The 25,585-nt window shown below is 51.1% G+C and carries 28 protein-coding genes; 10 read left to right on the top strand and 18 right to left on the bottom strand.

Annotated features, from left to right (window positions below; genetic code table 11):
• The first annotated feature begins 440 nt into the window (after positions 1-440).
• Entirely contained in the window at positions 441-1,940 is a 1,500-nt protein-coding gene (locus tag KTE_RS15225) for an SMI1/KNR4 family protein (RefSeq protein WP_201382262.1), read from the top strand.
• A gap of 81 nt (positions 1,941-2,021) precedes the next feature.
• Complete coding sequence (locus tag KTE_RS15220; RefSeq protein WP_201382260.1) at positions 2,022-3,023, top strand: hypothetical protein; 1,002 nt, start codon at positions 2,022-2,024, stop codon at positions 3,021-3,023.
• Positions 3,024-3,053: 30 nt separating this feature from the next.
• Here KTE_RS15220 and KTE_RS15215 read toward each other — a convergent pair whose 3' ends face one another.
• From KTE_RS15215 to dtd (KTE_RS15205), 3 genes are all read right to left on the bottom strand, one after another.
• Positions 3,054-4,343: a bZIP transcription factor gene (locus KTE_RS15215; RefSeq protein ID WP_201382258.1), complete on the bottom strand. Its 1,290-nt coding sequence runs from the start codon at positions 4,341-4,343 to the stop codon at positions 3,054-3,056.
• A gap of 274 nt (positions 4,344-4,617) precedes the next feature.
• Positions 4,618-5,931 (bottom strand): RNA-guided endonuclease TnpB family protein, encoded by a 1,314-nt coding sequence (locus tag KTE_RS15210; RefSeq protein ID WP_201382256.1) that lies wholly within the window; start codon positions 5,929-5,931, stop codon positions 4,618-4,620.
• A 398-nt stretch (positions 5,932-6,329) separates the two neighbouring features.
• Positions 6,330-6,776, bottom strand: a complete 447-nt coding sequence (gene dtd, locus KTE_RS15205; protein ID WP_201382254.1) for a D-aminoacyl-tRNA deacylase — start codon at positions 6,774-6,776, stop codon at positions 6,330-6,332.
• Positions 6,777-7,670: 894 nt separating this feature from the next.
• Between dtd (KTE_RS15205) and KTE_RS15200 the strand changes: the two genes are divergently transcribed.
• A complete protein-coding gene (locus KTE_RS15200) occupies positions 7,671-8,363 on the top strand; it encodes a hypothetical protein (RefSeq protein WP_201382252.1) in 693 nt (230 codons plus the stop codon).
• Positions 8,364-8,555: 192 nt separating this feature from the next.
• On the opposite strand, the gene KTE_RS15195 is transcribed toward KTE_RS15200, so the two are convergent.
• The 8 genes from KTE_RS15195 to KTE_RS15160 form a co-directional block, all read right to left on the bottom strand.
• Positions 8,556-9,119: a DUF1326 domain-containing protein gene (locus tag KTE_RS15195; RefSeq protein WP_201382250.1), complete on the bottom strand. Its 564-nt coding sequence runs from the start codon at positions 9,117-9,119 to the stop codon at positions 8,556-8,558.
• Between the two features lie 426 nt (positions 9,120-9,545).
• Positions 9,546-9,764 (bottom strand): response regulator transcription factor, encoded by a 219-nt coding sequence (locus KTE_RS49590; RefSeq protein ID WP_201382248.1) that lies wholly within the window; start codon positions 9,762-9,764, stop codon positions 9,546-9,548.
• A gap of 7 nt (positions 9,765-9,771) precedes the next feature.
• A complete protein-coding gene (locus tag KTE_RS49585; protein ID WP_374226811.1) occupies positions 9,772-10,035 on the bottom strand; it encodes a response regulator in 264 nt (87 codons plus the stop codon).
• The gene (locus KTE_RS48860; RefSeq protein ID WP_255552894.1) at positions 10,010-10,303 is read right to left on the bottom strand and encodes a response regulator transcription factor; all 294 of its coding nucleotides are present in this window, start codon (positions 10,301-10,303) and stop codon (positions 10,010-10,012) included. Before KTE_RS48860 ends, KTE_RS49585 begins: the two co-directional genes overlap by 26 nt.
• Positions 10,304-10,393: 90 nt before the next feature.
• Positions 10,394-11,071 carry a hypothetical protein gene (locus KTE_RS15175; protein ID WP_201382242.1) on the bottom strand — a complete coding sequence of 226 codons (678 nt, stop codon included), beginning with the start codon at positions 11,069-11,071 and terminating at the stop codon, positions 10,394-10,396.
• Positions 11,072-11,574: 503 nt separating this feature from the next.
• Positions 11,575-12,180, bottom strand: a complete 606-nt coding sequence (locus KTE_RS15170) for a DUF5134 domain-containing protein (RefSeq protein ID WP_201382240.1) — start codon at positions 12,178-12,180, stop codon at positions 11,575-11,577.
• A complete protein-coding gene (locus KTE_RS15165; RefSeq protein ID WP_201382238.1) occupies positions 12,071-12,481 on the bottom strand; it encodes a hypothetical protein in 411 nt (136 codons plus the stop codon). The genes KTE_RS15170 and KTE_RS15165 overlap by 110 nt, the downstream gene beginning before the upstream one ends.
• Positions 12,482-13,155: 674 nt before the next feature.
• Positions 13,156-13,365 (bottom strand): helix-turn-helix transcriptional regulator, encoded by a 210-nt coding sequence (locus KTE_RS15160; RefSeq protein WP_201382236.1) that lies wholly within the window; start codon positions 13,363-13,365, stop codon positions 13,156-13,158.
• Positions 13,366-13,998: 633 nt separating this feature from the next.
• On the opposite strand from KTE_RS15160, the gene KTE_RS15155 reads away from it, so the two are divergent.
• The 7 genes from KTE_RS15155 to KTE_RS15125 all read left to right on the top strand — a co-directional run bounded on the left by KTE_RS15155 (position 13,999) and on the right by KTE_RS15125 (position 18,081).
• Entirely contained in the window at positions 13,999-14,421 is a 423-nt protein-coding gene (locus KTE_RS15155; RefSeq protein WP_201382235.1) for a hypothetical protein, read from the top strand.
• A complete protein-coding gene (locus KTE_RS15150; protein WP_201382234.1) occupies positions 14,421-15,164 on the top strand; it encodes a hypothetical protein in 744 nt (247 codons plus the stop codon). The genes KTE_RS15155 and KTE_RS15150 overlap by 1 nt, the downstream gene beginning before the upstream one ends.
• Positions 15,161-15,589, top strand: a complete 429-nt coding sequence (locus KTE_RS15145; protein WP_201382233.1) for a hypothetical protein — start codon at positions 15,161-15,163, stop codon at positions 15,587-15,589. The genes KTE_RS15150 and KTE_RS15145 overlap by 4 nt, the downstream gene beginning before the upstream one ends.
• A 59-nt stretch (positions 15,590-15,648) precedes the next feature.
• Positions 15,649-17,016, top strand: coding sequence for a hypothetical protein (locus KTE_RS15140; protein WP_201382232.1), 1,368 nt, complete (start codon positions 15,649-15,651; stop codon positions 17,014-17,016).
• 21 nt (positions 17,017-17,037) lie between these two features.
• Positions 17,038-17,283: a hypothetical protein gene (locus tag KTE_RS15135; protein ID WP_201382231.1), complete on the top strand. Its 246-nt coding sequence runs from the start codon at positions 17,038-17,040 to the stop codon at positions 17,281-17,283.
• A gap of 119 nt (positions 17,284-17,402) precedes the next feature.
• Entirely contained in the window at positions 17,403-17,558 is a 156-nt protein-coding gene (locus KTE_RS15130) for a hypothetical protein (RefSeq protein WP_201382229.1), read from the top strand.
• On the top strand, positions 17,521-18,081 hold the full coding sequence (locus KTE_RS15125) for a recombinase family protein (RefSeq protein WP_201382227.1): 561 nt from the start codon (positions 17,521-17,523) through the stop codon (positions 18,079-18,081). Before KTE_RS15130 ends, KTE_RS15125 begins: the two co-directional genes overlap by 38 nt.
• Here KTE_RS15125 and KTE_RS15120 read toward each other — a convergent pair.
• From KTE_RS15120 to KTE_RS15090, 7 genes are all read right to left on the bottom strand, one after another.
• Positions 18,061-18,669, bottom strand: a complete 609-nt coding sequence (locus KTE_RS15120) for a hypothetical protein (protein ID WP_236600410.1) — start codon at positions 18,667-18,669, stop codon at positions 18,061-18,063. The genes KTE_RS15125 and KTE_RS15120 overlap by 21 nt on opposite strands.
• Positions 18,579-19,091, bottom strand: coding sequence for an IS1 family transposase (locus tag KTE_RS15115; RefSeq protein ID WP_201382225.1), 513 nt, complete (start codon positions 19,089-19,091; stop codon positions 18,579-18,581). The genes KTE_RS15120 and KTE_RS15115 overlap by 91 nt, the downstream gene beginning before the upstream one ends.
• Positions 19,092-20,609: 1,518 nt before the next feature.
• Positions 20,610-21,071 (bottom strand): D-aminoacyl-tRNA deacylase, encoded by a 462-nt coding sequence (gene dtd, locus KTE_RS15110; protein ID WP_201382223.1) that lies wholly within the window; start codon positions 21,069-21,071, stop codon positions 20,610-20,612.
• Positions 21,072-21,100: 29 nt separating this feature from the next.
• Positions 21,101-22,015 (bottom strand): phosphotransferase family protein, encoded by a 915-nt coding sequence (locus KTE_RS15105; protein ID WP_201382221.1) that lies wholly within the window; start codon positions 22,013-22,015, stop codon positions 21,101-21,103.
• A gap of 199 nt (positions 22,016-22,214) precedes the next feature.
• Positions 22,215-22,760 (bottom strand): holo-ACP synthase, encoded by a 546-nt coding sequence (acpS, locus tag KTE_RS15100; RefSeq protein ID WP_201382218.1) that lies wholly within the window; start codon positions 22,758-22,760, stop codon positions 22,215-22,217.
• A gap of 94 nt (positions 22,761-22,854) precedes the next feature.
• On the bottom strand, positions 22,855-24,264 hold the full coding sequence (locus KTE_RS15095; RefSeq protein ID WP_007912536.1) for a UDP-glucose/GDP-mannose dehydrogenase family protein: 1,410 nt from the start codon (positions 24,262-24,264) through the stop codon (positions 22,855-22,857).
• Positions 24,265-24,268: 4 nt separating this feature from the next.
• Positions 24,269-24,931 (bottom strand): MBL fold metallo-hydrolase, encoded by a 663-nt coding sequence (locus tag KTE_RS15090; protein ID WP_201382216.1) that lies wholly within the window; start codon positions 24,929-24,931, stop codon positions 24,269-24,271.
• Positions 24,932-25,585 lie beyond the last annotated feature (654 nt).

The following is a 25,585-nucleotide window of genomic DNA, read 5'->3' as shown; positions in this document are numbered from 1 at the left end:
CAAAATCCCTGTGAGGGACTTTCTGATACACCAGAAACATTGTAGGATCCATGCTTGCATGGACTTTCTCTGGTGCATCACGTACACAGACCCCCAGATATCTCGGGGAGAAGAGCACATAAAAATACGGGGCGCATCCTTACTATGATGACCGCCCCTCCATGCCCATCTCCTCGAAACACGTTCCCAGAAACTTGCTCTTCTATATAGAACACGCGAGGGTTCGATTCTATGCCCTCAACATGCTAGCATATCCCATCTGGTATTTTGATCGGCCAAAACTTCAGCATTTGTAGTATACGTGGCCCCTTCTTGCACTGTCAAATAGCAGGTAGACTGCTAGTAGTACTAGCCAGAGGCACCTGAGAAAACCTCTTCCGCTTTTTAACCATGCAAAAAGATCCTCCTACTAAACAAACTTGTGTTGCAGGAGTAAAAGTATGCCATACTTACAAATCACCATACCTTCCGGCAAAAGCGAGGCCGAGGCAAAAGCCATACTCACCGAACTCCGCGATACCTTCCCCCTGCGTCAATCCCAGGGCCGTTTCCTCCGCATGACCTCCTACTATATCCTCTTTGAGCAACCCGAGCATACAGCTTTGACGATGGAGCAAGTGCTCTGGCTTGAGCAACATGGATACGAGGATCAACAACGCTCTTCGATATACGATAATGAGCGCACTTTGTACATTAGCTTTCTCGAAGACCGGGACCAGGGTTGCCGCAACTGCAATCACCCATTCGACGATGCCCCCTCCGGTTACTGCTCACAATGTCACACACGCGACCCTTATAAGACCATCTCTTTCTCCCTTCAATTCTCGCCTGAAGAGTATGACTATATGCACAATACCTACCTGGCTCACACCTTACTTACCTTGGTTATGCTCCTTGAGAAGTCAAGTCGCGAGCAGCGCACGTGCCTCCTGGCTACTGACAGATTCCACATCTCTGTCCAGGCATTCACAGAAGAGTGCAAGCGACAAAATAAACGTAACACCTTCATTGAGGAAGACAAACCAGTAATTGTCGAAATCATTCTCTCGCACCAGGAATATCAAAAGCTACATACAGTTGCCGAACAACTTCATTTGGACATCTCTGCAACAGTGCGCCTAGCCCTGAGCATCCCTGAGATACAAATTGCTGATACAAGTCTCACCGCTGCAACAGGCAGTATCTTCTCCTGCGATACAAATATATTGCTCACGTACTTTGAACAGGAATATCACTCCTCGCCATCTCTAGCTGAGGAGGACGATAAGCTGGAGGCAATATTCCGCCAGCTTATCGCCAAGCAAGAGCTCCCTCAACCAATAAGAGCCATCTTGTTTCAGAACTGGCGCCTGGCAAAACACCTTCCATTATGTGGAGACACTATCTTCCCTATCCTGTCTGGAATATCACAAAGGCAAGCGGGTCTAACCTACCTGGGCAGGGAAAAGATGCAATTACAAGAGCTCGATCGGCAGGCAGGCATAAAAGCCGTACCCTGTTCACCAGAAGAAATAACCCTGCTTGAGCAAGCGATCCAGCGCAGTTTGCCAGCAGTCTACACAGAGTTCCTTGCTTGGATGGGTCATGGCGCGGGTGACTTTATGTGCCACCTGGATTGCTTCTACCCCTCATTTATTCACTTTCAGCAAGCAGCCCATGATTTACTGGCAAAAGACGCCAGCTCCGCCGTCTTATCTGAAGATGCCTTCGTTTTCTTTTTCCAGGCTGAGCAGGGCTTCGCCTTCTTCCGTACCTCGGAGGGTGATAATCCCCCTATCTATACACATCGGCGCGATTGGCGGCTTAACCCTTTCAGGCGCGTCTACGCCCACTTCAGCGACTTCCTGGCGATTCAAGTCGCACTCTATGCAGAATACGTACGCTCAGGGATACTCATCTCTGCAATACAAAGCGCTCACCTCGCAGATTTCTACTTTTAACTACCTATTACCGCATGTTCTGATAATCTTTTGCTTAATCCCTAGACACGAACCCGACAACAAGCAAGGAGAACAATAGCGATGTCTACTGATTGGCTCGACTACATTCCCTTTGATTACAATCGCTATGTGCAAGAGATTCTGCCAGCCTTCGAACAGGCCTTTCTAGGCGATTCTAGACCATTAGAGACACTGCTACAAAAGGCCACAAACTTTGCTTTTACCCCGAGATATACATGTCCTATACCGCTTACAGGTGAGGATGTTGAAACACTTCTCAAGCCTCACCGCAATTTTCAGGGGTTATTCGACGCCAAGACCCTGCGTAGCTTAAAAGAGGGAACGCCCTGCGATATCTGGCAACATATGGCCCAGATCATTCCCTCCCTTGAAGGCAAAACCATGCGCACCCTTGGCAAGTATGGCAATCTGCTACATAGCCATGTCTTTAGCACTTTTTGCTGTGAGCTACCACCACCTCTTATAAAAATTACAGGGATATGGGGAGGCTATCCCTTTATCTGGAATGAAGGTGTCCACTTGTGGGAAGAGTACTGCGAACGCGATGAGGAGACACGAACACTCTGGTCAGCATTCTACCAACTTCCACCTCCTGAACTGGCCCAAAAGCTTCCATTAATTGCCACAACAGATAAGTACTACAATCAAGATACCCCGCGCAATTTTCCTTCAACCGTCAATCAGAATATCTCAAGTTTCATTACTTATGAAGAAACTGAGAATTTGCTCCATCTCCGCACACGTGACACACCGCTCCTGGAATCCATTGTTTCTTGCTGCGTACGCGATGGGAGGTCAAAAGATTGGAGCATCGACATTACTCGTATTGATCCCCAAATGGTAAAGCACATAGAAACTGTTTTCCCCTGGCAACCCAATGGAGAAAAATTCCACATGGAGGAACGAGCGCTTTTCGATTATTGGATGCAAGAACACAATGAGGAGATGCAAGGCTTCATTCAAAGGTATCATGAAAATCTGTGGCGCATAGAGGACGAACTACTTCATCGCGTACGTTTCGCTGTTGAGCGAGGTTGGGGGCTATTGAAGTTGCGGGGCTAATAATTAGCTCCGCAACTTCGCACTTTATATCTATTGATACTTGTTGATACGGCTGTGGGTGTCGTTTAGCTCGGCCAGGGTGGCCTGCAATTCTTGCTCTAATTCTGCCAGTTGCTGTTTGACACTCTGCAGCTGTTGCTCGTGATCTTTGGCACGTTGCAGGCGTGACTTGGCCTCCTGGAGCTGCTGCTGGGTCGCCTGAAGTTGCTGCTGATAACGCTGGAGTTGCGCAGCATGTGTCGCCGTAACATCATCATTCTGGCTGACCTGATAAGCTCCATTCTGGTCAGCTACAGCTGCTCCCACCGAAGCATCCTCATAGCCTGTACCCTGCGCGGAGGTCGTGCCCTCAGTCGCGGCCTCTTGCGCAGGCGTCTCCCCACCCCAGGTCGCTGGGGTCGTCGTACCCTGCGTCTCCGGATTCTCGTCGGCAGGCGCCTCTAACTGCGAGAGGTCAGGCTCGGTGTTATAGCGCGAGGTGTACGCCTCGGTACTATCATATTGAACATCTTCGATTTTATGCTCAGCATAAGCTGCATCCTGTTGTGCCACGTCTGGCGCCTGAGACTGCTGCTCAGCGGTGCCCGCCTCAGGTTGCTGATAAGAATCTTCCTCTGCTTCGCGCTCGACTATGCCTTCATCCACATTCTGCTCGCTAGCTTGCTCCTCTGGCTCAGCATCATAGTTGTCGACCTTCGGCACATAATCACCTATGGGCGTCTCATCCGCCGCGCTCTCAAAAGGACGCACATGGCCGCTATCTTCAGCGTTTGCATTCACGTCCTGCGATTCCTCTGGCTGCTGATAGAAACCTTCTTCCTTTCCAGGCTCGGCATAACCTGTAGCGGACTGCTGATATGCGATTGTCCCCATATCCTGCTCGCCGACGGGATAGTCGCTCGCCTGCGTATCATCAGCCGCAGGCTGACCGTCATTACCTGTATTATCATCTGCGAAAGATGTGCTCGGGCGCACATTGTACGCGCCGTAGCGATGCAAGATCCCTAGAACCTCTTCTTCTCGCCCCGGCGACTGGACCGTCAGCAGAGTATTTCCATTACTATACTCACTTGCGTAATACAGGGCATCATCGTCCGAGAAACCCAGACCATTGAGATCCCTGGCAATCGTGCTGCTTGTCGTGTCATTCCCTGTGAATAGACTCTTGAGATCCTGAAAGAAGCTTCCCGTTGTTCCCGGCGCGGAGAAGCGAATCTGCTCATGCGCGAAGCCCGCGCCATACAGCCCTTCAATGGCCTGCTCGGCCTGGGAACGGTCCCGAAAAACTCCCACAACCGTAGAAGATGGCGTCACTGACATGCTTGTGCTCCTTCACTCATGCCCATTAAGTTCTTATTCCGAAAACCCAACCTTCATTCGGGGGCGCGCGTCACTCTCGCCTTTCCCCGAATGGGGATGACTAGCGCTTCCCCCATTCGGGGACAAGCGTGCTCAGGGTTTTGGATAAGAAGTAAGCATAGTTTTTGCGAGAAAACCAGAACTATAATATGAAGACCTCTCCCGCACACGCACCCATGTTTTCCACGTCTTTTCTCAGCAAAAAGATGCAAGTTCACAAGTCAGTACCCTACGGCTAAAGCCGAGGGCTTGGAGTTGTGTCTGAACTCCACCGCAACTCAGCATACCTTTTCAGGCGTGCTGCTTTGGCTTCATCGTCCGACACATCAGGGCGTACTGACAAGAGGCCCGTTCCTATCCAGTCTTGCCGGATAAGAAGCGTTCGCATCGCAATATTCCTCGCGCCAACCAGATCGGCATGGAGCGTGTACTGACAATTCTGACAGACAAAGAGCAAGCCCTTGTAAGGACGATTCTCTTTGCAGGTGTGCCCACATTTGGGGCAAGACTGCGAGGTATAGTTGGCATCCACCTTGATTGCCATACTTTGATGCAAGAGCGCTTTATAGGCGATCATCGCATGCAACTCACCAAAAGCCCATTTGGAGAAGGTACGATTGGCTTTTCGCTGTTTGGCACTGGCTTGTTTGCCTTTCCGTCGTTTGGTCCGCTCTCGAATGTCTGTCAGATGCTCCAGTCCAATCAAGCTTTGAGAATAGTGGGTAACAATCCGTTTACTCACGACATGATTGGCGTTGGCTTTCAACCGTCTCTCTCGTCCACTGATGGCGACGAGCCTTCTCGCCGCGGAACGAGTGCCTTTTTTTTGCAGACGCTTTCTCAATCGTGCGTAGTGGTGAGACCTGGTAATAGGAGAGATGTCAGCATGGAAGGTGCAATCGCCTTGCATCGTCGCCGTGACGGCAAGGTATCGCATCCCCACATCCACGCCAACGACCTGCTTGTGCGTTTCTGGGGTAGGATCAGCCGTCTCCACTTCCAGGGTGACGAGCAGGTAAAACTGCTTCTTGGGCTTGTCATACCAGAGTTTCGATGCACCTATCTCCGTCCCACGCTGGATCAATGCCACGTGCTTGTCATAGCCAGTATAGGGAACCTTGACCCGTCCCTCAAGAGTGAGAAGACTCACGTGCTGCTCTTTCTTGAACGTGTAGTCCTTCTTATACTGGTAGGTCAACGTGGGGGAGAGAAACGTAGGAGCCTTATCAAGCCCTTTGTACCGCTTTTTGGTGAGACCTGCCTTACGATGAGCAGCATTGTTCTTCACCTTTGTCCATAAGCCTTTATAAGTGGCTCCAACTTGGCGAGGAACAGAACAGGCCATTTGTGAGGGAAGGTGAAAACGGAGGCGAATCTCATCATACGTGCCATCTTGCAGACGAACAGCATTACTCATCTTGCCATTCTCAAAGGCATATGTACTGACATAGTTGAGAGCATCACGATATGCCAGTTGTGTCTCACGTAATGCCTTGAATTGCTCGGGTGTTGTATTCAATTTGAGTTTCGCTGTTAACACCGTTTTCATACTTTAGAGTATATCATGGTTTTCATCTACCTGCCAATAGAAAAGGAGCAGATGAAAAAGCTGTCTACGGTGTCTCTCACCCAAGCCACCTACAAAGGAACGCCGCATTCCTCCCCATGCCTGAAAGGGCAGGGGCATCCTGCGGCGATTTCGGTGAATTCCCTACAGCAGTCAGAATTTGTGCAGCCCTCCTTACAGCTCCGCACTATCCAGCCAGATGGTTACCGGTCCATCATTGTCCAGAAGACCTGTTTCGAGTTTCTGGACGAGAGATTAGAGAGCTTATCTTCGCTTTGCGCGAGTTGATGAAACCTAAAGCTGCTTAGCAGAAAGTAGAGGGATTTACTGTTTACAAAGCTAGTAAATCCCTTTACTTCCATACTCTTAGCTAGAGTAGCTTACAATTCCTTGCTATCAAGCATTATTGTGACAGGACCCTCATTCCGAAGATCGACGCTCATAGAGGCACCAAAAATACCGCTGGCGACGGTAAGCCCATAGCTAGCAAGCGCGTTTTTGAACTGCTCAACTAGCGGCTCAGCAGTTGTTGGAGGGGCAGCATCCGTAAAGCTAGGACGCCTCCCACGCCGCATATCAGCATAAAGCGTAAACTGCGAAACTACCAGTACCTCACCACTAATATCTAGGAGCGAACGGTTCATCTTGCCTGCGTCATCCTCAAATATGCGCAAATAGACAATTTTATCAGCTAATGTCTTTATCTGTACTTCGCTATCACCCTGCCCTACTCCCAGCAACACCAGCAATCCCCGACCTATTTGACCAATAATCTGTTCATCCACAGTAACACTGGCTTGGCTTACTCGCTGCAATAATGCTCTCATATGTTTCCTCAGTCAGTCTACTTTTTGTAAGGCCAGTATAGCATAAGATGGCAGCCACCCGACATTGAGGAAGGTATTCACCACTAACAGCAACTGCGGACGGCGAACACAGGGCGAGCATACCCAACCTTTCCAGCAGACCCCAACGCAACGGTGGCGGCATCGCAGGTGAGTCTGTCAAGTATTTTGGTTCTTCCGCACTTTCTGTACTCAGCAATTCAAATGACCTGACACCAAGGGTACAGAAGCGTCCTACCACGCACGATTTCTACCCTCGAAAGGCGATCAGAGCAAAGATTGAGAAGCTTCTAGCGCTTTGCCAGGCGGTTTTACTCTCGTAGCACCTTTACTGAGTACGGAAAGTGCGGGAGAACTAACATCTAGGATCTACTATAAGATCAAAACCCTTACAAACCATAGCATCCATACTAAAGCTAGAGGAAATTCGCTTTCCTGAACAAAATGCTTAGAAGGACAAACTTCCTCTAGCTTTATTTCAATACCAAGTTTTTCAGAGGTGAATGACATACGTCCATGCTACTCCAAAGCCAACGATTGTTGCCTTGTCGCGTAGATGTGGAGGTGTCGCACCCCCAACGGTTTGACCCACAAAGTGGGTAAGCAAGAAGACGGAGAAAGCTGAGGTTGGGATAGCTTTTCTGGCTTGCCACTCTCACTCAATAATATTCTGCTGTCTACGATATAAACCCTACAGGAAAGATGAGGGAAAGATAGGGAAACCTCCCAATGACATTTCTCAGAGGTTGCTCTATGATAGAGGGGTACTTGTTCCAAAAGCTTGTACGCCAGGTCTATTTCGAGGTGCAGGCAGGGGGAATGCTGCGTTTTTCATCCTCTCAGAGCACCGTTATTTATAATAATTAGGAGTTTCTGATGAAGAAGAAATTCGCTGTAAGCGTCGTGGTTTGTCTGGTTGTGCTATGTGCCCTGGTTCTGACGACGCAATCGGCGTTCGCCCATGAGAAACGCCATGTTGGAAAATATACGTTTGTCATTGGTTTTCTGGATGAACCAGCCTATGCGAATATAAAAAATGGTCTGGACTTGACTATTTGTAATGGCGATGCCTGTACTTATACAACCCAGGATGGGCAGAAGGTGGTGGCCAATGCGGTCGAGAACGCCGAACAGGCGCTGAAGGCTGAGGTCCTTCAGGGAGGCGCGCAACCGCTAGCGTTGTCATTGGAACCGCGTTGGGCCAATCCGGGCAAGTATGCTGGTTACTTTCTGCCCACAACCGCAGGTGCATATACCTTCCACATTTACGGCACACTGAGTGGGCAGAAGATCGATGAGAAATTTACGAGTAGCCCCAATGGTTTTAGTGAGGTGCAGCAGATCATAGCCTATCCCGCGACCACGAAGAACGTGAGCGCAAGCGCTGATACGAGCGCGCTGAGCCAACAGATCAAAGATACACAAAACAGTGCGCAGACGGCTGCAACGTTAGGTATTGTCGGTATCGTGATTGGCGTGGTTGGGGTCGCGTTGGCGGCGTTTGCCTTTACACGTAGATCTCGCATTGGTCAGGAGGCGAAAGAGTCTGCCGAAAGCCTACGTGGCTAGAAGCTCGTATGGTCTTGACCTATTTTGCGAGAGGCTTGAACGACGGAGGTCCCAAATGTGGAATCAGGGGCCTCCATGTAACCAGGATAAGGGCAGTCGTTCCTAAATTAGAAAAGAACAAGAGCACGTATCCCTGACAACACACTGTTTACCATCAGCGAGAGAGGCTCTTGTTTTCAGATGACCCTAATGTCAACCTCTTCTGACGTTCTCGCCCCAGCGATCTAACGGTTCTTGAGCGGCAATGTGTCCATTATAGGTCCATTCTTGAAAGAAGGGAGTGGGTGTCTTCCCACGCACCAGACGACTACGCTCTCTCGAGAAGGTGACAGACAAGAAGTCTCGTCCCTGAACCTTGTGAATGTGCATAGGCACAAGATAGACTGGTCTTTGGATGGAAGGCACGCGCTCAGGATGGGCGACTTCGCTGCCCTGGCGCCGTTCAAAGAGATCAAGTGACATGTCTATCTGCTCGGGAGTTGCTGCGTCATCAATCAGCACGACTTCATGCCAGTTGGTATCGTGCTCATTCCGATTCTGGGCCAGGCTAAGGAGCAGACGGTGAGAAACATCCACATCTGCAATCGTGCCAGACTCTATTTGATCACCAACAAAGCGCCAACGTGGACCAAGATAGGCCTCGGCTCCCTCACAGGTACAGTGATCTCCACAGGCGCATGGATTACATGGGCATGAACAGGCTTGCGCCGCAAACACTGTTCCCTTCAGTTGATAGGTAAGCGTCTTCATCGTCATATCGCAACCCCTTTTTCTCTTTTCTTTCGAGGATGAGGAAAAGACATGCTCACCCTCTGATACGCCCCCTTTTCTCTCTATGTGTGTACCAAGAGGGATGCTTTTTTCCTCATCGCATGATGGTTCTCTTTTTAGAGTAACTGAAAGGGCAAAGAGCTTCGTGCCTGTGGAATCCTGCCCCTCATGTGGGTTTCCGCTCTCTGCTCTTCTGCCTATTGTCTTGAGCTAACGTTCGTGACGTGTGAAGCAATCCGCCCGGACATGCCAAAAATGGTACAAAAAACGCATGCCTCAGAAAAGGTTTGCCCATTGATGCGGCGCGCAGGAAGGGGAGGAAAAGGATCATGGAGACAAAACGAATGTGCAGGAGATGCGTAGGTCAACGTTAGTCCCGAGATCTGCGAGGGTCGAGATGCTCGCCTGTGCTCAGAAACCAGGCGGGACCAAGCCATGGCGAATGGCGAAGCGCACCAGTTGCGTAATGTGTACTAGGCCGAGCTCCTTCATGACATGAGCGCGGTGGGCCTGCACCGTTTTGATACTGATCACCAGCTGATCGGCAATTTCCTGGTTGGTATGGCCTTCGGCGACGAGCGTGAGCACTTCTCGCTCACGCGGGGAGAGCACACGCAATGCTTGAGCCATTGATTCCTCATTGCCCGTGGCTGGTTCCTGGATAGGCGGCACGGTGGTATAGACACGGATCAGTGCTGAAGCCAGGCTGGGAGAGAGACGCTCCCCCCTGAGCAACCGAGAGAATCGCCTGAGGTAGCTCTGTCGGCACAGTCTTTTTGACCAGATATCCTGCTGCTTCGGCACGTAACGCCTGGAAGAAATACGCTTCGCTCTCGTGGTTGGTCAACATGAGTATGTTGGTCGTTGGCTGACGTTCATGAATGTGTGTGCAGGCTTCCAATCCATCCAATATCGGGCATGCTGATATCCAGGACGACCACCTGTGGGTGGTGTTTCCGCGTTTGCTCGATCGCTTCTCTGCCGGTCCGCGCCTCTCCCACGACCTGGATCTCTGGTTGCAAACTTAGCGACATTTTCATACTCTGCCGCACAGCATCGTGATCATCGGACAGCACGACCGAAATGGGGGAAAGATCGTGTTGGCCCTTGAGTATGAACGGACCGGAATGCAATGCTAAGCACTTAGCATTGCATTCCGGTCCGTTCATACTCAAGGGCCTGGATGTGGGGACGAAAAAAGACCCTTTTTAGCTGCTCACTACCTCTTCTGATGACAGACGGTTTGCGGCTAAAAACGTTTAGCCGCGCAGGCTTTCGTCTGATTGGGTACCGCTGGCGGGACGGCGGCGCAATGCGACGACCGCTGTACCGAGACCAATAAGCCCTACTAGAGTGCCAATCGAGCCAACGAGGATGCCGGTATTCTTCGCATCCTGAATCTGAGCTTGCAGGGAGGAGATATCATTGCGCCCCTGCGTTGTCGTTCCCTTACTGGCAGGATACGAGCTAATTTGCGCCACTTCGCTGAAGGTATTGGGACCGCTAGTAAACTTCTCGTCGATCTTCTGACCATTGAGCGTCCCGGTGAAGTGGAAGGTGTAATCGCCGGTCTGAGTTGGAATGAAATCGGCGGTATACTTGCCGGGCGCGCCATCGACAGGTTGGAGGCTGAGAGCCAGGGGCGCGGAACCTCCCGTACTCACTTCCGCCTTCAGGCTCTTATCCACATCGTTGACCGGGTTGGAGACCGGGCCGTCATCCCCACCACCAGCGATCTCACAAGTCTTGCCATTACAGACAGTTAGCGAGATCGCATTCTGACTGCCAGTATAGGCGGGCTCATTGAGAAAGCCTACAATAAAGGTATAGTTGCCTACATGACGCATCTCGTGCGCCGAGGCGGAGGATAGGGGGATAAGTGCCATTAGGAGCGCTGCCAGCACCCCCAGACTACCTATTATTAAGCGTTTGCGCATAAAATGTACCTACCTTTCACTCATCTACTCCCGTCTGCTTGCCATCTGCAAGGGTCTATTGTGTACCATCAGTGCATAGAAAATAAGAGACCTCAGCCCATTTGAGCTTTGTCCTATTCATAATGGCGCATCCTCTATTGTAGGAGGGCCGCTCATCGCTGTCTATTAGGAGAAATCCCTATTTTTTAGTCAGGCAACCCTACTTGAGAGGTGAGGTACGGAGGATTGGATCCACACCTCTTTTAGCGTGAAATTATAGAGGTAGATATACGGAGGAATTATGGTTCAACCTGTACAGTATATTGTTGGTGGAGACCTGTTGCATGCGCAGGAAAGAAGAACAAGGATATCGTTCTTCACACGCTGATCTCACCCCAAAGGTCAAGGTTGTTTTCTTCAGTATACATCTTTCGAGACATTCCTGTCGATGAGGCGAAAGCTCTTGTTTCACCTGTATGGCGCGCTCGGATGGCGTGAATATATGGGGAAAAACGAACTGGGGATCACGATCTCCCCATGCTTATCGTCATGGAGATCATGTCGAGAAACATCCAGCACATCATCCCACTCATGAGCGCATGGGCAATGTTTGCGCTACATTGCAGCCAATCCATCTTTGCGGCGTGAAGATCATTGGAGATCTCTCGCCCGTAGAAAAGAATGAGGAATGCAAAAGCGACAAAAAAGATGCAGCTGGCATAGAGTGCGGGTTGTGTCATGCTCAACACCATGCTGCTCATCAGCAGAAACATATAGCACATGCCACCATGCATAAGCACATGAAGAGCATCGGCCCGCACTGTGGAATGTGCTCCGGGCGTTTGCAGCATGATGGCAAGGAGAGGTTTTCGCGTGAAGAGACGCCCGATGAACCACAGAGTGAAAAGCGCAAACAGGATGACATTCCAGCGGATAATATCTGGTGAAAGCCAATCCGTAGGCGCGAGCATGACCATCATGCCGATGGCCATGAGCCCATGTCCCACTTCGTTTTCTGCGTCAAAGGGGTGGATCTGTGTCCGACAGCCAACGAGCCGGAACAGGTAGAAGAACGCGATGATCAGGAGTAGAAGCGAAAAGATCGCAGCGAGGGGACTGTCCATTGTCATTACTAGCTCCTCTCTTCTCCCATTGGGGAATTCCGGCTCTATTTGCTCCGTGGGCGGTGCAGAGTTGTTTGCGAGGCATGTGCTCATGCTGGTTCAAGAGCGCTTCTCTTCGTGGCTGGTAGGGACCAACAACTGGGGCGGGCGTCGGATGGAAGAGGTGATACGGTTTGGGGTAGGGATCAAAGAGTGCTTTTTCGATAGTCTGGTGGCTATCCCCCTCTTCTTTGGCAATCTGGTAGATGCTCTTTTTCTCTAGAGAAAAGGTGCTGCCAACCCGTTCGCGTTCATATTTATTCAGCATAGACCGCACTCCCTGCTGCCGCGTCACTGTCCGCTGCTTCTGCACTCAAAAGAAGGCGTCTACGAGGAACGGTTGCTCGTGGAAAGGATGGAGTTCTCTTTCCCTGGTGAAAATACTACCACAACCTGGAATACTTCACAAGGAAGCGCGTCTTACATCAGAGCATCCCCCTTCGCGCTGAAGCTGCGAAGGGGGATGAGCGGTGTGTGTGGAGAACGGGCGTTTTTTCACGCATATCCCCCTTCCCCCTCTGAGCGCAGCGAGCCAAGGCAGTTGCTAGATTCTGCATCCCATGAGGATGCTGGAGGGCGCTTGTCTCCCTCAGTGCCTGGCTACTGTACGTGGTTAGCGCGTGTACGATGGCGCAAGGACAACAGCGGAATGCCGATGAGGAGGATTGCATCGGCACATAGGCAAGAGTGCTGGGAAGTGTGCTCCAGAACGACGACCTTTGTTGCCTTTTCACGTTCATGTAACAGTGTTGCCCCCCCCAGCGTTTTACCCCGCTTGCGGGGTAAGCAAGATAACCGCTCCTCCACATTACATAGTTCTTGCACACGTTTCTCGTGCCGCAGCCTGTCAAGCTACATCAGCATCTAGAATCTATATGTAAATATTTTTGCGGCTACATAATGAGTATGCATTAAAAAATACCAGATCTAAACGAAAAAATATTAGCGAACCGTCTTGATATTAAGCTCTTGATAAGTTACTTGATAACCAAGATGCTTACTTAACGCAGTACAAGCGCGAGCGGCTAAAGGCGCTCTAACTGGTTTTTCTTTCTCTATTTTCTCTATAGTTGCCCTTGAAACATCGGCTTCTATAGATAGCTGAGTAATTGTCAGCCCCGCATTAGTCCGTAGCTCCTCAAATTTTGTCATGTTGGCCCTCACATATTTTTACAGTTTGGCAAATATTATCATATTCGACCTTTGAAAGCAAATAAGGTGCGTTTATTTGCTTTTAATTGCTAATAATTGCTTGACTTAAAGAACGCAATAGCATATACTTTTATCAAATATTAGCTTTTTTTAGCTCTTTCTTGCTAAAAAAAGCTAATGCTTGATAGTTTATGAGTGCGATTAAGGAAACAAGGAGGTAATAAAAACTGACTCCCGTTTGCCGACGAGAGCCAGTATGGGAACACCAACGAGCCTCTTTAACCCAGTGATATGTTCCCATGGGGATACATACCTCATGGTGGACGTTCTGTCAAGGAGCATTCCACATGTCAAGGACAGACAAAGCCATCACATCCTACGGGGATAACTTTAAGATAGTTGTCCTCACAGTTGACAATCCTCTTCATAGCATGGAGAACTCGTATTGTTATTCTCCCTCATGCCCATGCCATAAAGACCGAACCAGCATTCGTGAAGCGAAACAGGCTGTAAAAGACGGTCTTATGACATCCAAAGAAGCCCTGAACTACATTCGTGGGAAGCATATCTAACTGATAGCAGGCTCCCTCTTGTTGCTTTCAAGCGGCTGGGGGAGCAACAGGAGAAAACGGCATGAAGAACACGAGAACGGGTATCACCTATCACCTCTATGGAGAGATGCAGCAGCAAGACGCCTCACGTCAGCGCGTCGGTACCTCGTGCGGTATCCATCCAGAAGATACCCCCAGACTGACAGACGAGACGAAACACACAGGTATTGATGGCATTCTTCTCTGTGCTGATCCCGTCTTTCATAATGGCGTCCAATCAGGACGCGCCGAGTTTATTGCCCTGGCTTTTGAAAAGCGCGAGATCGTGGCCCAGGATGTCGAGAACGCCCTGCAATGGGCGATGTACGACACCCTACGCCCGGCAATTTGGCGCTATGGCTATGTCTGTGGCTGGAACGAAGAGTTCTATACATATGCTGTGCAGAAGCGAGAGGAACAAGCCAACGTCCCAAAACTCGCACGCGACGAGAGGAGGGAACGATAATGCGCCCTTCTCGCTATCGCTTCAACCTGGAAACGGTCGAGACGCCAACCCGTGGCAATCGCGCGACGAGAGCACGCCGAGAGGAGATCGACACCCAGAAGCATATAGACGAAGATGCCTTGTATGACACCCGCACCCGTACCAGCGTGGTACGCCAACCAACCTACCCACCAACCCAGACCCAGACGGACGAGCAGGCAACGCGCCGGGTAAAGATACATGTTCATGACCAACCCAGGCAAGAGAGGCAGCACGAGCCGCCGCCCCTCTTGCCCGTTGGGATGCCCAGGCCGTTTCACATTCCTCGCTGGTCCCTTTATGGAGGAGCCGTGGTCCTCGCAATGGTTGGGGGATGGCTTGGTATTAACATGGGACAACAGGCGTTGCAAGGATGGCAAGATGACTTACATTATGGACGCCCCCGCACCTACCAGACAGACGCCGTTGTGGGGCATAATCATGACACGAGCGCGAACCCATCACATTTTATTGTGCTCAATCTGCATGGTCAGATTCTGGTTATTGAAATCGCGGCAGGCGATCCAGGCAAAACGCACCTATATAAAACTGGATTGAACTTACTTGGGTGGGGGCAAGACGTGACCCCAGCAGAGGTGGCATTCAAAGACCTGGATGGAGACGGCAAACCCGACATGATTGTTTCAGTCGGAGGGCAAAGCGTCGCCTTCAAGAACGAGAACGACACCTTTAGCGCGACCCCCATGAAAGAGGTGAACAAGTGATCGTCACACCAGCGTACCCCATCCAGGCGAAGCAGCCACAGCATCCCCAGGAGAACGACCCCAGGGGAACACACCGAACCATACGGATGTTGACCCAGAGAGTCAATCAGTTGATGGGCGTCACCTTTAGCGGAGAGGATGAATATGTGGTCATTGCATGTTCTGAAAGCATCACCGCGACGCTTGCCCTCGACTTTCAAACCAGCTTTCAGGCCGAGCGCCCCATTCAGGCGGTGCTTGTCTCGTATGGAAAAGCGAACCCGGCAGGAGATGGCTATATCGTCATCCGTTGGCGGGGAACCGTCCCTCAGAGCTTTTTTGACCAGCTCGACGAGCACACCCAAGACATCGTTTACTACATGACCTTGAGTGCTGGACCGCTCGACACCTGTAGAGCGCCGTGGGATGGCACCACAAACGCCTAGTGTCTCAGGGAAGAGTGACACCATGATGTACCTCTTCCCTTGCTTCTTGGAGGGAAGCCATGCAAGACCGACAGATACACAATGACATTGACCAGCTCTTACACGAACTTGACCAGCAGCAGCAGAACCAGCAGGCACATACCACAGATGATATCCCCCACATTGAAGCCAACCAGGAATACGACCCCAACCGCCAGCAATGGGATGTTGAGATTCACATTTACCCACGAGAGGAGCCAGAGGAACCCGCTAACGTCGTTGAAAGTGTTCCACCCATCGACCAGGAGCCACAACCAGGAGGCAGAGGCCCGTTACCATGGGCAAGGCGCCCCCTTATGGTTCTCAGCCTCATTCTCTGCGCCTGTGCGCTTGTTGTAGGGTGTCTGTTGTACATGATGCCATTCTGGACGGCAACCACCACCGTCACGCTTGTGCCAGTCTCACGCACGCTAGAAACCCGCTTGACTATGACCATTGGAGAGAGTACCAACAAGACGCACAGCCAGGTGCCAGGAAGAATACTTCCTACCGTCACGATGAGCCAGGCGCGCACCATTCCCACGACCGGGAAAGCGCACCAAGACGCCCAGAGCGCCCACGGATACATCACCTTCTATAATGGCGCAACCTATGCCCAGACCATACCAGCAGGAACCCTGCTCACCGCTGCCAACGGGGTGCAGGCAATTACCGACCAGGATGTGAGTATAGGCCCGGCAAACTTTCCCACCTTTGGGCAAGCGAGTATGAGCGCACACGCGACCCAGGCAGGACCAGCAGGCAACATCAAGGCAGGCGCGATCTATGGCCCTTGTTGTCGTGTCAATATCTCCGCAGTCAACGGAGCTTTTAGCGGAGGGCAAGAGGCACGCGATTACCAGACGGTGACACAGCATGACCTCGACACCGCAAGCGCAAACCTGAAAGCCAGCCTTGAGCAGAGCACCACCGCAGCCTTACAAATCCAGGTGCAAAGTACCGAAACACTTGTGACCCCGTTGCACTGCCAGCAGAAGACGAGCGCCAACCACCAGCCAGGAGAGGAGACCACCAGTGTACAAGTCACGCTTGACGAGACGTGTACAGGCATCGTTTACCAGACGCAAGCCCTACAAACCTTGCTTACCCAGACTCTTACTACCCAGGCAAGGCAGCAGCTAGGAACCGAATATGCACCAAGCGGAGACGCTCACATCACGACCACTACACAGGGAACAACGACCATCCAGGCGACAGGGACACAGACATGGGTGTATCAGTTCTCTCAGGCCGAACAGGAGCGCATCAGAGCCAGCATTGCAGGCAAGAGCCAAGCCCAGGCCAAGAGCCTCATACTCGCTCATCCAGGCGTACAATCGGTGTCCTTCTCCAATGACGCGACCCTTCCAGACGTTGACCATATCCGTTTGTTGCTCATTACCTACTAAGCGCCGAAAGGAAACAGCAGCATGGTACAAGCCGTAGCGGAGACAGCCCCCACAGTATCGTGGCTCGTGCGTCTTGCCTCAACAGAGCAGACGGGGATGCTTGATGAACGCGCAGTGTTGCCCAACCGCTCCTGCGTGCGCCCTGGGAAACCCTACACCCAGACTGCACACGCCGACGAATTTTCGCAGGAGAAAGCGAGCAGGAGCAAAAACGCGAGGATACATAATCCGTATGTAATGCCATTCTCATATAGCTTGAGAAGCTAGTAAACAGTATATAACGATTATGTATAGATATGTTTTTTATCAAGATGCTAATTATGCACTTATGCTATAATCGAAGCGCAGAGTTTAACCAGCTTCCCTATAGCAAGGAGTGCAGAAGTATGAACAGCAAAGAACGTGAAGTTTTCTACAGACTTCTTATCAACCTGTTCTTAGATCATCCAAGTAGAAGAAAACAAGCAGGTCAACCAGGAAGTAAGCAAAAGAGGGTAAATAATCATGAGAGCATTCCAACCAATGCCAGAAGACCAGAATAACGAACAAGTTAGACCAACCTTGCGCACAGATAAGCCCACGGCGGCTTACGCGAGGCGATCACCTTCTTACGCAAAAGACGAAAAAAAGGACAAAACTCAGAGCAGAGAAATGCAGACAGAAGATATCAGGAAGTGGGCAATAGAGCAGAGATGGAAAGATAAAGATTTTTATCCTTACTTCTCTGACTTCGGGTTAAGTGGAACACTCCGCCCAGATCAGCGGCCCGATATGCTCAGGTTGTTTGACGATATAGACGCGGGAAAATTCGATCATGGCTCTGTCATCTGCTATCAGGAAAGTCGGCTTTTCCGCGATGAGACGCAGATTTACTATAATCAGTTTATTGACAAGTGCAAGCAGCATGATATTGTTGTCGTTGTCATTTCTCCCTACCTGATGATCTACGACTTTCGAGACGATTTCTTAACAGAAATGTTTCGATGGAAGTGTAAAGAAGCGGCAGACTTTATTAAGCGGCATGTCAAAGGCTGGGTAGTGACTCTATTGAGAAGTGGTATGTAAGGAAGTCACCAAGAACATGGTGAAGGACCAGGGATGATCGGTGAGACCCAATGCCATGGCAGGAGTGCGGCGCTGATATCGTTGTGGAGTCGAGGACCTCGCAAGACGTAATGCCCGGTGGGGACGTATCCAGTTGTGTTCAAAGAGCTGCAGATGGATCAAGGCATCGAAGGTGACATCACGTTTGGCAAAGGCATGCGTCTTGCGAGTGAGGGCATTGAGCCGATCGCGGAGCATGCCGTTGACCCGCTCAATATGGACGGTTCCGGGTTGGGTGATCGCCTCGCCCAAAGCGGCATGGATCTCAATGGAGAGCAGTTTCCCATGCTCATCACGATGCTTAATGGTCTGCGTCAAGCACACATGTGGAGGGATGACCAGTGGGGGCCGACCGCGCTGGCCCGAACGTACAGGCTGACGATAGGCTCGAGTGAGGATCGCGGGATACCCCCGCCAGCCATCGCTGCACCAGTTCAATGGACGACCCTGCGTACGCGCTACCGTGAGGGTGACCGCTCGCTCGATGAGATCGTCGCCGATGCGTCCTGTGGCGCAGGCGGCAATGAAGCGGCTGGGGCGATCTTGCACGAGGCATCCCCAGCGTTCACCAGCATCAACTTCGTCGGGGGCTCCGTTTTTTTGTGCACGAAGGACCAAAACTCGTCGATTTCGACCGTCGAGAGGTGCAGGTCCTGCGTGAGGATGGCCGTCAAGGCTTCCGCATGCTCGCTTGCCCGCCGCACCCATTGGCCAATCGTTTCATACTTGTGGCCCGTGATCTCTTCTGCCGCCCGCAGACTTCCCCGACGCATCACAACGAGGAGCGCCTGGGCCACCTCGGCGACTGGCGTATGGAGACGATACATCGGCGTGCCTTCCGTTTCACCAAAGAAGCGGCCACATCCACGGCACTGGTAGCGCCGTCGCCCTTTGCTGCTGCCATTGCGAATGACGTGGGGCTGTTCACATGCAGGGTTGGGGCATGCTGGCAGGGATGGTGTCGGTGTCATGGTCAGTCCTCCTGACCTCTATGTTACCACTTCTCTCTAGAGTCACTACCAAAGGCTGGATGCTTCCTGCAAAATACAGAGCAGCCTGGCACGGTGGAGAGTGGGCGGGTTGGGGCAACATACCTACAGGTTTCATCGTGGACGGAGACGAAGATAGCCCAACATATAAAAAGCTCATTCCATACTGGCCTCATGCTGAGAAAAAGAACGAGCTACGAAGGTTGTTCGTAGAATTAGGCTGTGATATTAACCTTTTATTTAAAAGACTCAGAGAGTCACCTATGATCTTCCCCAAGTTCGAGTCGTGGGTTGATCAGAGGAACGTTAATAAGTTCTGCATGACTAAATATCCAGGTGGGGGATATAGTCCGAGAGATAAGGCAACTATTATCAACATGCTTACTGACCCTAGTGATATTGGCTATAGAGTTATCAAAGGAGTGATACGACGTAACAGCAAGGGTGAGAAAATTATCGATCATGACCCAATCATAGACCGGGAGCTATTTGACCTTTGTTACTATCCTCTTGCAGCGACTGACCTTGACGGCAATCCAATAAAAGAGAAAAAAGTCAGAAGATACTTTCACTCTGAAACTAAGGAAGAGTTCGGGTTGCTCAAGTTCAGAATCAGATCAAATTATGGGGAAGTGTTCACGCACCCTAATAGAGGAGTACCATCATATATCATCAAATCTCCAGAGAGCGAAGCACTGATGCACTACAAATACCATGCTGTGATACCTGGCGGGGAACTAGACACGTTTGTTGTTGACCGTCTCATGAAGCATGCGCATGAGACTAGCAGCAATCAGGAAGACATAGCGGAATATGAAAGACAGGCCCAACAAAAACGAGAGGAAAGGCAAAAAAGGCTGGTTCAGATAGAGCAATCAATCCTCGACGTTGACAAAGAGCAAGCAGGCTTAACACGCATTTTGGGGAAGATAGAAGTAGAGATAGAGGACGCAGAGAAAACAGGCGACAAAGTAAAGAAAACGTTGAAGCAGAGGAGAAAGCAATTAATTGAAGAGGAAATAGAAACGCTCGAAATAGAGAGAATAAAACTGGCGAAGACAAAGGGTGAGATAGAAGAAAAGGCGGAAAGCGATTTAGGCTCACTTGACGAAGAAATTAAGAAGCTCGCAGCTTCATGGCCTGATTATTCTTTTGAAAGGAGGCGGTCACTAATTAACTTCCTGGTAAAAGAGGTAATCATAGAAACGATGTCTACTCATTGGATGAGAGTGGAAGTATTATGGCTACACGAGCAATGGGGAAGAGAAGAAATGTACTATGTTCGTGGAGTGGGATATAAGCATGCGTGGACAGAAAGCGAAGACGCTATTGTAAAACAACACTATGAGACTATGCCTCGATATGAACTTATGGCTTTACTTCCTGACAGAGGATGGAACGCCATTGTGGAACATTGCCGCCTACTTGGGCTAAGCAGACGGGATATGTCAGGAGATAGACTCGTTGGAGCGAAAAGATTTTCCTATTCAGATCATGAATTTATACGCAGCAAGGGGTGGCATTATAACACCAGATGCACCAATTGGGAGAATTTGTATTGCAGAGCTGCACCTGCATATGCGCACCAAAGACGCCACCCGCTACCTTCACGCCGTAGCCCACTATCCCTTCTTTGAAGCGCTCTACCAGAGGCTCAGCAAGCACGGGCGGCGCGGCATTTGTATAGCTCGGGCGCCGTCCCTTGCGCGCGTCTGCGTAGAGCGTAAACTGCGAAACCACCAGGGCCTCGCCCTCCACGTCTAACAAGGAGCGGTTCATCTTACCCTCGGCATCCCCAAATATCCTCAAGTTCACGATCTTCTCGACCAGCGTCTTGACCTGGGCCTCGCCATCTCCCTGGCCCACGCCCAGCAAGATCAGCAAGCCCCCACCAATCGCACCCACAATCTCTCCCTCAACCGCCACACTCGCCTGGCTAACACGCTGTAGTAATGCTCGCATAGCTACCTCACTCCATCATTTCTCGCAATTTACTGCATATACTCGCGCAGGCGCTTGATGCTCCAGCTATACGCGGCGGGATCGAATAGCTTACAGTCAGAGAGGAGTAGGCTATAATAGACCCCGTATACACGTATCGCGGTAAGGATTTCTGGGCCATATAGCGCCAGGGCCTGCCGGGTCAGAGAGGCAATCTCTTGAGGCGTTACATACTCATAGAGGTCAAGAAACATTACTGCGCCGGCGATATCCATAAGATGATCGCCCACCACGCTCCACCAACTAACATCGAGTACTGCGGAGATCTCTAGTTCGTCGTCGACCAGCACATTGCCAAAGAAATAGTCGCCATGCACAAAGTTTTTCTCGGGAGTATCAGGCACATTCTCGATATCCTGGAGAAACGTCTCTAGCAAGCGTGCGACATCAATCCCTTCCTGGCGCAGATCATCCTGTGTTTGTGGCAATTTAAGTGGGGCCGTTTCCCGCAAAAACTGTCTCCAGCTCTGATATGGTACTGGCGACTGTCCTGGGGCATGAAAGATGCTTCCATATGGTTGTGTAGGGAGAGTCGCCCCTTGCAAGTGTCTTACAGCCTCAAGATAATTAGACAGCAGACGCTGCCTCTCGTACATCTGTAGCTGAGCATAAACCGCGCTAATAGGCCTGCCTGCTAGCTTTTTCTCTACAAGATAAATTGTATCCTCATGTTGCTCACTAGCATAAATTTCTGGCACGGCGAAAGGGAGATGATGAGTGGACAGCCATGCATAGATAGAGCACAGATGGTCCAGATTATCCCGCTCGACCGGTCCTTTATAGATCTTGGCCACCTTATCCGCAGTATAGTCATAGGTCTGGCTCTCAGAACCTTCTCCAAGCAAAACTGGCTCTTTAATACCAAGGATGGAGAATATTTCTTGCTGTATAGTCAATCTACTCATTTCGGCTCTTCTTCCAGCGATAGGCAAAAAGGCCGAGCTTGACGACTAAAGCACGCGCTTACATATCATAGTACGGAGCATGTCGTTCCATGATATGTAAGCGCGTGCTTTAGCAGCGCAACCCCGGCAGCGTCGTTCAGGTGGCACAATTTCCTTACACTCCATTAGCAGCGTCGTCCCACATTACCGACCACGCTGGTCAGGACTCTTCTTCTGTCTGCTGGTTAGTTTGTCTAGCAGAGGGGACAATATCGGCCTGTACACCTACGGCTATGGCGATGGAGAGTTGGGCCAGGTCGGCGATGCTGACATCAAAAGCGCTCAAGCCTAGCTGCTGGGCGCGCAGCATAGCTGTCCCGTGCAGGCGCACGGTTGGACGCCCGCTACGCAACTGGACGACTTCCATTTCGCGCCACTTAACCCCACGCAAGCCCGTTCCCAAAGCCTTACTGATGGCCTCCTTGGCCGCGAAGCGCCCCGCCAACCGGGCCGGCTTATTGCGACACTGGAGCACCTCTTGCTCGGTAAAGACGCGTTTGAGAAAGCGCTCGCCGTGTTTCTCAAAGACCTTGCGCACCCGGTCAACTTCGATAATATCGATGCCAACCGCGATATTGACGCCCTGCGTGGGATGGAGCCCACCCGGCAGGCCGGCCTTGCCCGCAGGACCAAAGAGCCAATCGGGAATCTCGACACCAGGCTGGCGCACCAGGGGTGTAAATAAGAGTGGTTGCTCGCCGTCCATTACAGGCCTCCCTTGAACAAAATATACCAATACCAGGCCCCAGTAGTCGCGTATGCCCATAGCGGACCCACTACTGGCATACGCGACTACTATTTTACTTGCTCTCTTCGAGGCTGAGCAATTGCGCCTCGCCTAGAATGCTCGTGGTATCGCCTGGAGGCAGGATTGTTGGCGCGGGGCCAGTTCCACGCCCAATGCCACGGTAGATGAAGCCATAGCGATTCATCTCTGTCGCCTCGTAGATGTTGCGACCGTCGATCAGGACGGGGCGGCGCATAGCGGCACGCACCTGCAGCATATTGAGCGACTTAAATTCGTTCCATTCGGTGGAGATCACCAGGGCATCCGCACCCGTTGCGACATCGTAGGAGGTCTGACAGAACTCGACCATATCCAGGTTAATGCCCTCGCGCTCAAGTGCCGCACGCCCGGTCTCTGTAGCCACGGGATCATAGACGCGTACGGTCGCGCCCTGCGCGGTAACCCAACGGATAATGTCAATGGAGGCTGATTCGCGCATATCATCGGTATTAGGTTTGAAGGCCAGGCCCAGGACACCAATCACGCAACCACGCAGCGAGCCAAGAATATTGGTCAGTTTGTTAATAACCAGGCGGCGCTGATCATGGTTGATATCCATGACGGCATGAAGCATCTGAGGGTGAAGGCCTGCTTCGTCAGCCATGTGAGCCAGGGCACGCACATCTTTGGGGAAACAGCTACCGCCATAACCCAGGCCAGCATCCAGGAAGGCGCGCCCAATGCGCTTGTCGTGGCCCATACCCTCGGCAACCTCTTTCACATCCGCCCCCAGGCGCTCACAGATTTGCGCGATCTCGTTAATGAAGGAGATCTTAGTCGCCAGGAAGGCATTCGAGGCGTACTTGATCATCTCAGCAGTATAGATGTCTGTCACAAGGATGGGGGCACGCAACGGGAGATAGAGTCGTGCCACGCTCTGAGCTGCTTCGGGATCAGAAGAGCCAAGCACAACACGATCGGGGCGCTGGAAGTCACCCAGAGCATTGCCTTCGCGCAGGAACTCAGGGTTCGAGACCACTGCAAAGTTGACCTCAGGGCGCTTCAGGTTGTTGCGAATGACACGCGAAACCACATCACCACTACCTACTGGTACCGTGCTCTTATTGATAACGATAGCATAGTGGTCCAGTTCCTGGGCGATCATGCGTGCAGCCGTCTCGACATAGCGCATATCGGCCGCGCCCTGGTTGGCACCTGTAGGTGTGGGAACGGCAATGAAGATAAACTCAGCATTGTCCAGGCCCTCCTCGTAGCTGGTCGTGAAGTGGAGGCGCCCCGCATGTACGTTACGCTCTACCATCTCTTCCAGGCCAGGCTCATAGATGGGGAGAATTCCCTGTTTGAGCTTTGCAATTTTCTCTTCAATTATATCTACACAGGTGACGTTGTTGCCCATGTCGGCAAAGCAAGTGCCGGTAACGAGTCCAACGTATCCTGTTCCCAGAACACAGATATTTGACACGATTTTACTCCTCTATAGTAACAAATGGATTTTCGTGCTTTTCTTCTTCAATAGTGGAAGGCTCGCCATGACCAGGAAATACAAAGAGGTCTTCGGTCAAGGTATAGAGCTTATTGCGAATCGATTGTATGAGCTGCTCGTAGTCGCCGCCCTCCAGGTCAGTGCGCCCGATGCCGCGATAAAAAAGGGTATCGCCGCTAAAGACGCAATATGGCTGGCTGATCAGGCAGACGCCACCCCGAGAGTGGCCGGGAGTCTCGACAACCTCCAGTGTGAGGGTGCCAATGGTGAAACGGTCGCCCTCTTTGAGCAAGATATCTGGCTTACGCTCGACAAGCGGATGCTTGAGGTTGTACCTTTTCGAGATTCGCTCATCATTATACATGTAGACATCAGCGGGATGAATCGCCAGTGGTACCGGGTAGACCGCGCTAACCTCGTCAATAGCCCCTGTATGGTCAAAATGGCCATGCGTGTTGATAATATACTTAGGAGTGATTTGCAGTTCTTTAATGGCTTCGAGAATCCGTGGAGCCTCGTCGCCGGGATCTATAATGACAGCCTCGCGCGTTTGCGGGCAGGCATACAGATAGCAATTTTCTTCCAGCATGCCTACAGTGATACAGGCGACAATAGGCTGCTCTTGATTGGTGCTGGTCCCAGACATGGTATGCAGCTCTTTCTTTACAAACATTCGCTAACGTCAAGCGTTCGACCCCCATTATAACATAACGCTCTTCAACCGCCCTTCGTACCTGGGAGCTAAATAACCTATGTCAAAGTACTGGCTTGACTCCTCGCGCCTGCGGCGCTTGCCCTGGTAGGTGGTGTGATGCGTGTTGGCAGCCTGCAGCTGCCAACACGCATCACACCACCTGCTAAATATACATGATGTTAAATAGAAACCCGGCAGAAGTCAGCAGCAACGGCAGAAATTGCAGCTTCACCTCCTATGTGATAAAGTGGTCGACAACGAGGCTTTTTTGCCGATAGGTATGCATCATAACGACTTTTATAGACATTGCACACGGCGTAACCATGCAATGTCGCCTCGTAATTAAAAACTGTTTGAGGGTCTAGAACGTAAACTATTATAGCTGTTTATTCCTATATCAATCCTTCTTACATATCGGAGAAAAAATCTTTTACCATTTTTAACTGGACGAGAAAGAAAAAGATGTGTAGAATGGATGTAGGAAATGCAATCAGCAATAGCGGGAGATAAGGATCTCTCCTCGCCCTATGCAAGCCAGGTTGCTGGCGTTTATTCGCATCGCAGTGCCCGCAAAAAATGTAGACGGTCGATAGCACTCGGAGGAAG

The organism is Ktedonobacter sp. SOSP1-85, from assembly GCF_016587415.1.
Lineage (GTDB): Bacteria > Chloroflexota > Ktedonobacteria > Ktedonobacterales > Ktedonobacteraceae > Ktedonobacter.
This window is presented reverse-complemented; position numbering and strand designations above follow the sequence as displayed.

What these genes read in the sequence shown, in the direction of transcription:
- KTE_RS15170 (WP_201382240.1), bottom strand. Translation starts at nt 12,180, where the DNA reads ATGACAATGGACAGTCCCCTCGCTGCGATCTTTTCGCTTCTACTCCTG.
- dtd (WP_201382223.1), bottom strand. Translation starts at nt 21,071, where the DNA reads ATGCGAGCATTACTACAGCGTGTTAGCCAGGCGAGTGTGGCGGTTGAG.
- KTE_RS49590 (WP_201382248.1), bottom strand. Translation starts at nt 9,764, where the DNA reads ATGGCTCAAGCATTGCGTGTGCTCTCCCCGCGTGAGCGAGAAGTGCTC.
- KTE_RS15210 (WP_201382256.1), bottom strand. Translation starts at nt 5,931, where the DNA reads ATGAAAACGGTGTTAACAGCGAAACTCAAATTGAATACAACACCCGAG.
- KTE_RS15115 (WP_201382225.1), bottom strand. Translation starts at nt 19,091, where the DNA reads ATGACACCGACACCATCCCTGCCAGCATGCCCCAACCCTGCATGTGAA.
- KTE_RS48860 (WP_255552894.1), bottom strand. Translation starts at nt 10,303, where the DNA reads ATGAACGGACCGGAATGCAATGCTAAGTGCTTAGCATTGCATTCCGGT.
- KTE_RS15105 (WP_201382221.1), bottom strand. Translation starts at nt 22,015, where the DNA reads ATGAGTAGATTGACTATACAGCAAGAAATATTCTCCATCCTTGGTATT.
- KTE_RS15165 (WP_201382238.1), bottom strand. Translation starts at nt 12,481, where the DNA reads ATGCTGAATAAATATGAACGCGAACGGGTTGGCAGCACCTTTTCTCTA.
- KTE_RS15220 (WP_201382260.1), top strand. Translation starts at nt 2,022, where the DNA reads ATGTCTACTGATTGGCTCGACTACATTCCCTTTGATTACAATCGCTAT.
- KTE_RS15125 (WP_201382227.1), top strand. Translation starts at nt 17,521, where the DNA reads ATGAGAGCATTCCAACCAATGCCAGAAGACCAGAATAACGAACAAGTT.
- KTE_RS15140 (WP_201382232.1), top strand. Translation starts at nt 15,649, where the DNA reads ATGCAAGACCGACAGATACACAATGACATTGACCAGCTCTTACACGAA.
- KTE_RS15195 (WP_201382250.1), bottom strand. Translation starts at nt 9,119, where the DNA reads ATGACGATGAAGACGCTTACCTATCAACTGAAGGGAACAGTGTTTGCG.
- KTE_RS15215 (WP_201382258.1), bottom strand. Translation starts at nt 4,343, where the DNA reads ATGTCAGTGACGCCATCTTCTACGGTTGTGGGAGTTTTTCGGGACCGT.
- KTE_RS15160 (WP_201382236.1), bottom strand. Translation starts at nt 13,365, where the DNA reads ATGACAAAATTTGAGGAGCTACGGACTAATGCGGGGCTGACAATTACT.
- KTE_RS15200 (WP_201382252.1), top strand. Translation starts at nt 7,671, where the DNA reads ATGAAGAAGAAATTCGCTGTAAGCGTCGTGGTTTGTCTGGTTGTGCTA.
- KTE_RS15090 (WP_201382216.1), bottom strand. Translation starts at nt 24,931, where the DNA reads ATGTCTGGGACCAGCACCAATCAAGAGCAGCCTATTGTCGCCTGTATC.
- acpS (WP_201382218.1), bottom strand. Translation starts at nt 22,760, where the DNA reads ATGGACGGCGAGCAACCACTCTTATTTACACCCCTGGTGCGCCAGCCT.
- KTE_RS15150 (WP_201382234.1), top strand. Translation starts at nt 14,421, where the DNA reads ATGCGCCCTTCTCGCTATCGCTTCAACCTGGAAACGGTCGAGACGCCA.
- KTE_RS15225 (WP_201382262.1), top strand. Translation starts at nt 441, where the DNA reads ATGCCATACTTACAAATCACCATACCTTCCGGCAAAAGCGAGGCCGAG.
- KTE_RS15130 (WP_201382229.1), top strand. Translation starts at nt 17,403, where the DNA reads ATGAACAGCAAAGAACGTGAAGTTTTCTACAGACTTCTTATCAACCTG.
- KTE_RS15135 (WP_201382231.1), top strand. Translation starts at nt 17,038, where the DNA reads ATGGTACAAGCCGTAGCGGAGACAGCCCCCACAGTATCGTGGCTCGTG.
- KTE_RS15155 (WP_201382235.1), top strand. Translation starts at nt 13,999, where the DNA reads ATGAAGAACACGAGAACGGGTATCACCTATCACCTCTATGGAGAGATG.
- dtd (WP_201382254.1), bottom strand. Translation starts at nt 6,776, where the DNA reads ATGAGAGCATTATTGCAGCGAGTAAGCCAAGCCAGTGTTACTGTGGAT.
- KTE_RS15175 (WP_201382242.1), bottom strand. Translation starts at nt 11,071, where the DNA reads ATGCGCAAACGCTTAATAATAGGTAGTCTGGGGGTGCTGGCAGCGCTC.